We start from the raw sequence: 8,122 nt of genomic DNA, 5'->3' as shown, positions 1-8,122 counted from the left end.
ACGGATCTGGCCGCATGTGGAGAAACCTCTCCTTGTCCGAACCTGTGGGGGTTTCAGGCTGGTTATTCACTTGTGGCGAGTACGGTATGCATTCCCACGCAGAGCATGGGAACGAGATGTCCGGAGGGTTTTGCAACACCCTCCTTCGCGGGAAAGACGGAGGGGTATAAATCGGTATTTAAGGCCTTTTGCGACAGCCTTCTTCGCGGGGATGATGAAAGGCTGGTGCTCTCTACAATGCCTCTTCCCTTACACACCGTAGATCGGTTCCCCATTCAGGGTACCCGAGGACCCGAGAGCCTAAAGGCATAAAAGCCAACAACTCCAGCCTTGATTGGTACATGGCGGTTAGCTCACGAGTCGGCTCGCAAGCGAACCGACCTACTTCGACTAATTTCAAAAGAGCCAGATATGATCTACAGGCACGCAGATTCCCCTACCAGAGAAAGCCAAAGGCGTTATCAGTAACTGGAGATTGAAACAGAATAAAAGGAAGGAGAGGTTAGTGGCGTACAGCCTGTGCTGTACGCCTGAATGAAGCATCAGCCGCGGTGCATAACCCGCTGCTTTTCAATACTCCATTCACGTTCTTTGGTAGTGGCACGTTTATCAAATTCCTTCTTGCCTCGTGCAAGCGCAATCTGGCATTTGATTAAATGACCTTTCCAGTAAAGCTTGGTAGCGATACAGGCGTGTCCCTTCTGCTGGGTTTCAGAAAACAGCTTTGCCAACTCTCGTTGATGGAGCAGTAGTTTCCGATCGCGCAGAGGATCCGCCACCACATGGGTAGATGCCGTGGTTAATGGTGTGATCTGGGTGCCTATCAGCCAGGCTTCGCCATCTTTCAGCAGGACGTAACTGTCTATCAGCTGGACTTTACCCTGCCGAAGACTTTTCACTTCCCATCCTGCGAGGGAAATGCCTGCTTCGAAAGTCTCGTCGATGTGGTAATCATGACGAGCCTTCTTGTTGACGACGATGGATGAATCGCCCTGTTTACCTTTCTTTTTTGCCATAGCGCGGATTATAGGAGCAGCTTGAAATAAAGTCACTAATTCTGGAGGATCGGACCAGTTTCGACAATAGCTCCAGATCAGTGAATGTTTAGCATAGTGAATATTCCTGCATTTAATAAACGCCGCATTCAAAAAACTCTATTCTGGCCGTTTGGACGGCAAAAACGGTTGAGATGTAATGCCCAACCGGTACAATGACTGCCAACCCTACCTGACCTTCTCCGTTCTTCTGTCAGCTGGCTGTTTCATTTGAGGTAGTCTTTATCACTGGTTGTACGGTTTGGGGATTTGCCGGGATTGTGTTGTTCCCGTGAAAATATCGCGTGACAACCGTTAAGAAGCTGTCTGAAAAGCTGCGTAGCTGCTTTGGTGTTCGACAACTGACTCGTAACGATAGTTTGAAAAGATGATTTCCGCTGTTTACCAGCTTGCTATCCACAATATAGCGTCACTTTTTATCTTCTGTTGTAGAAAGCTGTCCAAAGCTGTATCTGCCTTTCAAACAGCCTCTGAGTTACTAGAATAATTCGACTCATTGGTGAGCACATGTCAGGACAAAATCCGACCGCCGCAAAAAAAACCTGGGGCAACCGCTGGACCTTCCTGCTGGCTGCCGCTGGCTCTGCCATTGGTCTGGGCAACATCTGGAAATTCCCGTACATCGCCGGGCAATATGGTGGTGGCGCCTTCGTTATGCTCTACCTGATCTGCATTGCCATTATGGGTGTCCCTCTGCTGATGGCAGAAACCGCCATTGGCCGTCATACCCGTCTGAGCCCACTGAATGCCATAAAAAAGCTGACCAGTGACCTGGGTGCTTCAAAGCTGTGGGGCGTTATTGGCTGGATGGGCATGCTCGCCGGCTTCCTGATTCTTTCGTTCTACAGTGTTATTGCTGGCTGGTCGCTCTCTTACGCCTGGGACATTGTCACCGGTGCCTTTAATGGTATGACCACCGACCAGGTAGGCGATGCATTTAATGGGCTGATGTCGTCTGCTCCCCGTCAGATTTTCTGGCACACGACCTTTATGCTGATAACGCTGGTGATTACCGCCCGGGGGATTCACAAAGGGCTTGAGAAAGGTCTGCAGGTGATGATGCCGGCCCTGTTCGCACTGCTGCTGGTGATGCTGGGTTACAGCATGCTGGAGACCGGGCAGTTTATGCGTGGCTTCAACTTTATGTTCTCGGTAGATTTCTCCAAGGTGACGGGGGAAGCCTTTGTGGCGGCGCTGGGTCAGGCTTTCTTTACCCTGAGTCTGGGTATGTGCTGTCTGATGGCCTACGGCGCCTATATGCCGGCTAATAATTCTATTCCAAGAACCGCCCTCAATGTTGCGGTGCTGGATACGCTGATGGCGATTATCTCTGGCCTGATCGTATTCCCCATCGTATTTGCTTACGGACTGGAACCTTCTGCCGGCCCAGGCCTGCTGTTTGTTTCCCTGACGGCAGCCTTTGTACATATGCCAATGGGTGAGCTGTTTGGCTTCCTGTTCTTTGTATTGGTTGGTATTGCTGCGCTGAGTTCTGCAATTTCTCTGGTTGAGCCGGCACTGGCCTGGCTGGTTGAGCGCACACCGCTGAGCCGTACCGTTGCAACCGTTATTCTCTGTTCTGGCATTTGGTTTGTTGGCCTGGGTACGGTGTTCTCCATGAGTGGCGACCTGACCTTCACCCTGTTCGACAAGAACTTCTTTGATCTGCTGGATTACTTCACCAGTAATATCCTGCTGCCTTTGGGTGGTTTGCTGATCTCAATCTTTGCCGGCTGGGTAGTGAAGCGTTCTACCCTGATGAAGGAGCTGGGTCTCAGTGTTGGCATGTTCAACCTGTGGCGCGCCATGATCCGTGTAGTTGTGCCGGTGTGTGTGTTGACGGTATTGATCACCACTTTGTTCTAAAAAATACCGCTGCCCGCGGCCCGCAAAGGCGAAAGCTGTCCCGCTTTTTCGGGCAGCGGGCAGCGGGAGGCGGGAAGCGTTCTTTTATGTACCAAAGGCTGGAATGGGTTATCCTGTCCGGCCTTTTTTATGAAAGGCTCTTTTATGCCAAGGATTTCCCGTTCAGCGCTGGTCATGTATTCCACTCAACAGATGTATGATCTGGTCAGTGATATCGAATCATATGGAGAGTTTCTTCCCGGTTGTGCCGGTGGACGTATCGACCGTCAGGATGGTGAGCAGTTGGAAGCAACACTTGAGGTTACCAAAGCGGGTCTGCGTCATAGTTTTTCCACAAGGAACAAAATGACGCCCGGGTTGTCTATTGAAATGCAGTTACTGGAAGGGCCATTCAAATACTTGTCCGGCACCTGGACCTTTCATCCATTGGGAGAAAACGGCTGCAAGGTTTCTCTGGATCTTGAGTTCGAAATGAGCAATAAGCTCACCCAGGCAACCCTGGGTTCCCTGATCGGCCAGATGATGAACGCCATGGTGGATGCCTTTGGCAAAAGAGCGAAGCAGATTTATGGCTGAGATATTTATGGATGATCCTGAAATTCGCGTTGAAGTGGCTTATGCCAGGGCTAAAGAACAGAAGATTATTTCCCTTCTGGTAAAAGAAGGAACAACGCTGCTGGAGGCTGCCAGACTGTCAGGCATTGTTGAGCTTTTTCCGGAGATTAATCTGGATGAGGCGAAGCTGGGTATCTTTGGCAAAGCGGTACCAAAACCTGGAGAACAGGCTTTAAGAGAAGGCGAACGGGTCGAGATTTATCGCCCTTTGATTGCAGACCCAAAAGAGGTTCGCAAGCGCAGGGCTGAACAGGCAAAACAGAAAAAAGCAGAACAGGAAGAGGGAAACTGAGAATCACCGTGATTACTGAGTATTCTCTGGCCTGAAATCACCCTGAATGGAGCTGAGCTGATCGTTTTGGAAAAACAGTGTGACTGTTTTCTGATCACGCTCTTTGCCACCGGGCTGCAGGCTGTAAACGTAGTCCCAGCGGTCACGGTCAAAGGTATCTTCCAGAAGAGGAGTACCCATAACGTATTGAACCTGGGCACGGGTCAGCCCCGGGCGGAGCTGGTCAACCATTTCCTGGGTAATGACATTTCCCTGCTGAATATCAATTTTATAGGCACCGGGGAAACTGATAAGCTTCGAACCACTGTCCGTGGAGCTGGCGCACCCTGTCAGCAGGGTGGTTGAAATAAGTGCGGCGGCCAGGGCGATCGTGGTTTTTTGCATTGGATTCAGACTTCCACTATCTTGCTCAAAAAGGACTTGCAACTGGCTCATGGGAGCCACTGAAAAAGTTGCACAAAAATGCGATAATAGCAGGATTATCTTGCCAAGGGTTAGGGGAACGTATTGGAAAATCAAGAGTTGCGCAAAGCAGGATTGAAAGTCACCCTGCCTCGAGTGAAGATTCTGCAGATCCTTGAATGCGCGCAGGATAAGCACCTGTCCGCTGAAGATGTCTACAAAGCACTGCTGGAAGCGGAAGAAGATGTGGGGCTGGCCACGGTCTATCGGGTACTGACCCAGTTTGAGAGTGCAGGTCTGGTGGTTCGCCATAACTTTGATGGCGGTCACTCAGTCTTTGAGCTTTCCCGTGGTGAACACCATGACCATATGGTGTGTATGGAAACCGGAGATGTGGTCGAGTTTGTTGATGAAGAAATTGAAAAACGACAGCGGGCTATTGCCGAAAAGCACGGTTTTGAAATCGTTGATCACAACCTTGTGATCTATGTGCGCCCAAAGAAGAAAAAATAAAAAAAGTAGATGTAGCGAGATTTTCTAACCTGTGAGATGACTCACCCCCCGACCTTGTTGCCGGGGGTTTGTTTTGCCGTGAAAAAAAAGCGTTGAACCACAAAGGCACAAAGTTTTTAAAAGTGCTTTTCTTTCATAGCCTGAGGGTGACGAACTATCGTCATGAGAACTTGTGTGTTTAAGCTTTTTAAGCTTGAGCCTGAAACAGCATCTCCTGGGCATGACTCAACGTTGGCGCAGTAAGTTCAACACCACCCAGCATTCTGGCAATCTCAGTCACACGACGTTCACCGTCCAGTTCAAGAATACGAGTACTCGACGCTTTACGACTGACTTTTTTACTCACATGCAAATGCTGATGAGCCCGGGAAGCCACCTGTGGCTGATGAGTAACACACAATACCTGTCCGCTTTTACCCACTTCCCTCAACATACTGCCAACAATTTCTGCCGTTCCACCACCGATACCCACATCCACCTCATCAAACACCAGGGTTGGGGTAGACGCTGTCTGGGCAATAATCACCTGGATCGCCAGGCTGATGCGGGACAATTCACCACCAGAAGCCACTTTTGCTAATGGACGGGGAACCTGCCCGGGGTTGGTGGTCACCAGGAATTCAATAGATTCAAAACCCTGGGAAGCAACGGTACGGTCAGGAATTTCGGTCAGTTGAACACAGAACTTTCCTTTGGGCATACCCAGCAATGCGATTCGCTCTGAAACCTGTTTTTCCAGTTTGCGGGCTGCGGTTCTGCGCTTGGCAGATAACTTATTGGCTAACTGATTGTGTTGTTTCTGTAGCTGCTCCAGCGCAAGTTCCAGATCCGCAACCTGCTCATCATGACACTGAACTTTTTCCAGATCTTCACTGATCAGTTGTTGTCTTTCAAGCAGCTCTTCCGGCTGAACACGGTGTTTTCTGGCAAGATCAAAAATGGCACTGAGCCGCTCTTCAATCTCACGGGCTCTTTCAGGATCGGCATCGAAGTGATCAATAAAATGATTCAGTTCGCCTACCGCTTCTTCCACCTGAATCTGAGCCGAGGACAGCATTTCAAGGGTGTTGTTTATGGCGGAGTGTTCAATCTGCAACTCGCTCAGCCGGTGAAGGCATTGAAGACATAAAGAGAGTTGCTGCAGAAGGTTATCACCTTCATCACTGGCGCATATCCGGGTTACCTGATGACAGGCCGTTAAGGTTGCACCAGCCTGAGACTGCTGCCGATGCTCCTGCTCCAGTTGCTCAACCTCACCAGGCTGAAGACTAAGCTGTTCCAGCTCATTCAGCTGATAACTTAACAGCTGAACCCGCTCTTCTCTTTCCTGCTGGTCAGACAACAGGCTATGCAACTGGTCACGGGTCTGACGGTACGTTGCGGCAACCCGGGCAACGTCTCTGGCCAGAGGCAATGAACCGGAAAACTCATCCAGCAGCTCAGCATGAATGCTCTTTTTTAACAGTGACTGATGGGCATGCTGACGGTGGATATCAATTAACAGTTCACCCAGCGCCTTCAACTCAGAAAGCGTGACCGGCGTACCATTGATATAACCACGGGAGCGACCTTCACGGGTAATCACCCGACGGAGAATACATTCTGCGGTCTGGTCAGAACTCCCGGAACCTGAGCAGTTTTCATACTCTTTCTCTATTAGCCACTGTCTGGCGGCGGGAATTCGCTGAAGGTCAAAACAGACCTGAATGTCGGCCCGGTCAGCGCCATCCCGAACGCACTCACTGTCGGCCCGGCCTCCCAGTGCCAGTCCGAGTGCATCCAGAATAATGGATTTACCGGCACCGGTTTCTCCGGTAATGGCGGTCATTCCGGAGTTGATGTCCAGATTCAGGCGGTCAACGATGGCGTAGTTGCTGATGGAGATTTGGTTCAGCATGGTAGCTCTCACGATCCCAATACAATATTGGATTACTGTTTATTTATACAGTAAACCGAAGATTGGGATTGGTAAAGAAAATTCACCCTTGAATAAAAAGCCATGAACCCCATATTACGCTATCAGATGATATTGACTTTAGCCCCGGGCCATTCAACAGAGCCCCCGGCTCATACCATGAAGACAAGCTCCAGCCAGCATGACAGGCTGGATTCAAATCCGGAGAATCGTTGGAATGACTGTAGAAAACACCAAAGCAGAAGACCAGGTAGAAAAGCCTGAAGCCACCGAGGCTGAAGCCTCTGCAGATGTTGAAACAGCCGCTAAAGAAGAAAAAGAAACGGTTGATCCTATTCTGGATGAAGCTCCTGAAGCGGAAGAACAGGCCATCGACGATACCGCCAGACGCATTACTGCATGGCGCATTGATGAGTTGGAAGAGCAGCTCGGCCAGGCCAAAGACCAGACACTGCGCGCCCATGCCGAAGCCATGAACATCAAGCGTCGTGCCGAACAGGATGTAGAAAAGGCCCATAAGTTTGCCCTGGAAAAGTTCGTGAACGAGCTGATTCCCGTGGTTGAGAGTCTGGAAAAAGGCATTGAGAATGCAGAACAGGCTGAAGGTCAGCATGAAACCATGCTGGAAGGCATGCGCCTGACCTACAAGCAACTCCTGGACGCCCTTGGAAAATTTCAGGTTCTGCAGGTTAATCCGGAAGGCGAACCCTTTGACCCGCACTTCCACCAGGCCATTTCCATGGTTCCAAACCCGGATATGGAGCCTAATACCGTGATGAACGTCTTCCAGAAAGGCTACACACTTCATGGTCGGGTCATCCGTCCGGCAATGGTTGTGGTTTCCCGCACTGCCTAGGGTAAATCTCACAATGGGGCTTTTTTCGAGGTCGAGAATCTTGCACAAGCCCCTTGAAAAAGAAAATGCCGCTCCCATATAGCAAACCAAGATCGTGGTAATCACCACATGGCCGCTGCTTCACCAGACCCAACATCTGCTGAAACCATTGGGAAGCGATAACCGATTTCAAAGAATTCCGCCCTGACTTCAGGGCAATGGAGAGACTCAAAATGAGTACTAAAAAAGGCAGAATAATTGGGATTGACCTCGGGACAACCAACTCCTGTGTGGCAATTCTGGATGGCGACAAACCGAAAGTTATTGAAAACGCTGAAGGTGCACGTACTACGCCTTCCATCATCGCTTACACCGACGACGGTGAAATTCTGGTAGGCCAGCCAGCCAAACGTCAGGCCGTTACCAACCCTAACAACACCCTGTATGCCATCAAGCGTCTGATCGGCCGCCGTTTCAAAGACGACGTGGTTCAAAAAGACATCAAAATGGTGCCTTACAAGATCGCCGAAGCCGAGAATGGCGATGCCTGGGTTGAAATTAAGGGTGATAAGAAAGCACCCCCTCAGATTTCTGCCGAAATTCTGAAAAAGATGAAGAAAACCGCTGAA

At 50.1% G+C, this 8,122-nt stretch carries 9 protein-coding genes; 6 read left to right on the top strand and 3 right to left on the bottom strand.

Annotation, left to right across the window (positions count from 1 at the left end; genetic code table 11):
* Positions 1-542: 542 nt before the first annotated feature.
* Complete coding sequence (smpB, locus tag RM811_RS08740) at positions 543-1,016, bottom strand: SsrA-binding protein SmpB (protein ID WP_402523003.1); 474 nt, start codon at positions 1,014-1,016, stop codon at positions 543-545.
* Between the two features lie 546 nt (positions 1,017-1,562).
* Here smpB and RM811_RS08735 point away from each other — a divergent pair.
* The 3 genes from RM811_RS08735 to RM811_RS08725 all read left to right on the top strand — a co-directional run bounded on the left by RM811_RS08735 (position 1,563) and on the right by RM811_RS08725 (position 3,828).
* On the top strand, positions 1,563-2,921 hold the full coding sequence (locus tag RM811_RS08735; protein ID WP_402523001.1) for a sodium-dependent transporter: 1,359 nt from the start codon (positions 1,563-1,565) through the stop codon (positions 2,919-2,921).
* Positions 2,922-3,065: 144 nt separating this feature from the next.
* Positions 3,066-3,497, top strand: a complete 432-nt coding sequence (locus RM811_RS08730) for a type II toxin-antitoxin system RatA family toxin (protein ID WP_402522998.1) — start codon at positions 3,066-3,068, stop codon at positions 3,495-3,497.
* Complete coding sequence (locus RM811_RS08725) at positions 3,490-3,828, top strand: RnfH family protein (protein ID WP_402522996.1); 339 nt, start codon at positions 3,490-3,492, stop codon at positions 3,826-3,828. The genes RM811_RS08730 and RM811_RS08725 overlap by 8 nt, the downstream gene beginning before the upstream one ends.
* A 12-nt stretch (positions 3,829-3,840) precedes the next feature.
* Here the strand turns inward: RM811_RS08725 and RM811_RS08720 are convergent, their stop codons facing one another.
* Entirely contained in the window at positions 3,841-4,212 is a 372-nt protein-coding gene (locus RM811_RS08720; RefSeq protein ID WP_402522994.1) for an outer membrane protein assembly factor BamE, read from the bottom strand.
* A gap of 123 nt (positions 4,213-4,335) precedes the next feature.
* Here RM811_RS08720 and fur point away from each other — a divergent pair, with 123 nt between their 5' ends.
* Positions 4,336-4,743: a ferric iron uptake transcriptional regulator gene (fur, locus tag RM811_RS08715; RefSeq protein WP_402522992.1), complete on the top strand. Its 408-nt coding sequence runs from the start codon at positions 4,336-4,338 to the stop codon at positions 4,741-4,743.
* A gap of 187 nt (positions 4,744-4,930) precedes the next feature.
* Here the strand turns inward: fur and recN are convergent, their stop codons facing one another.
* A complete protein-coding gene (gene recN, locus RM811_RS08710; protein WP_402522991.1) occupies positions 4,931-6,640 on the bottom strand; it encodes a DNA repair protein RecN in 1,710 nt (569 codons plus the stop codon).
* Positions 6,641-6,875: 235 nt separating this feature from the next.
* Here recN and grpE point away from each other — a divergent pair, with 235 nt between their 5' ends.
* Together grpE and RM811_RS08700 are read left to right on the top strand one after the other, a co-directional pair.
* Positions 6,876-7,514 (top strand): nucleotide exchange factor GrpE, encoded by a 639-nt coding sequence (gene grpE, locus RM811_RS08705; RefSeq protein ID WP_402522989.1) that lies wholly within the window; start codon positions 6,876-6,878, stop codon positions 7,512-7,514.
* Between the two features lie 212 nt (positions 7,515-7,726).
* Positions 7,727-8,122, top strand: a 396-nt coding sequence (locus tag RM811_RS08700; protein ID WP_402522987.1) for an Hsp70 family protein, incomplete at its 3' end; no start/stop codon positions are given.

It is taken from the genome of Endozoicomonas sp. (assembly GCF_031844845.1).
Classification (GTDB): Bacteria; Pseudomonadota; Gammaproteobacteria; order Pseudomonadales; family Endozoicomonadaceae; genus Endozoicomonas.
Note: the sequence above shows the minus strand (reverse complement) of the source record. Positions and strands in the feature narration are given on the sequence as shown.

What these genes read in the sequence shown, in the direction of transcription:
- smpB (WP_402523003.1), bottom strand. Translation starts at nt 1,016, where the DNA reads ATGGCAAAAAAGAAAGGTAAACAGGGCGATTCATCCATCGTCGTCAAC.
- RM811_RS08735 (WP_402523001.1), top strand. Translation starts at nt 1,563, where the DNA reads ATGTCAGGACAAAATCCGACCGCCGCAAAAAAAACCTGGGGCAACCGC.
- RM811_RS08730 (WP_402522998.1), top strand. Translation starts at nt 3,066, where the DNA reads ATGCCAAGGATTTCCCGTTCAGCGCTGGTCATGTATTCCACTCAACAG.
- RM811_RS08725 (WP_402522996.1), top strand. Translation starts at nt 3,490, where the DNA reads ATGGCTGAGATATTTATGGATGATCCTGAAATTCGCGTTGAAGTGGCT.
- RM811_RS08720 (WP_402522994.1), bottom strand. Translation starts at nt 4,212, where the DNA reads ATGCAAAAAACCACGATCGCCCTGGCCGCCGCACTTATTTCAACCACC.
- recN (WP_402522991.1), bottom strand. Translation starts at nt 6,640, where the DNA reads ATGCTGAACCAAATCTCCATCAGCAACTACGCCATCGTTGACCGCCTG.
- grpE (WP_402522989.1), top strand. Translation starts at nt 6,876, where the DNA reads ATGACTGTAGAAAACACCAAAGCAGAAGACCAGGTAGAAAAGCCTGAA.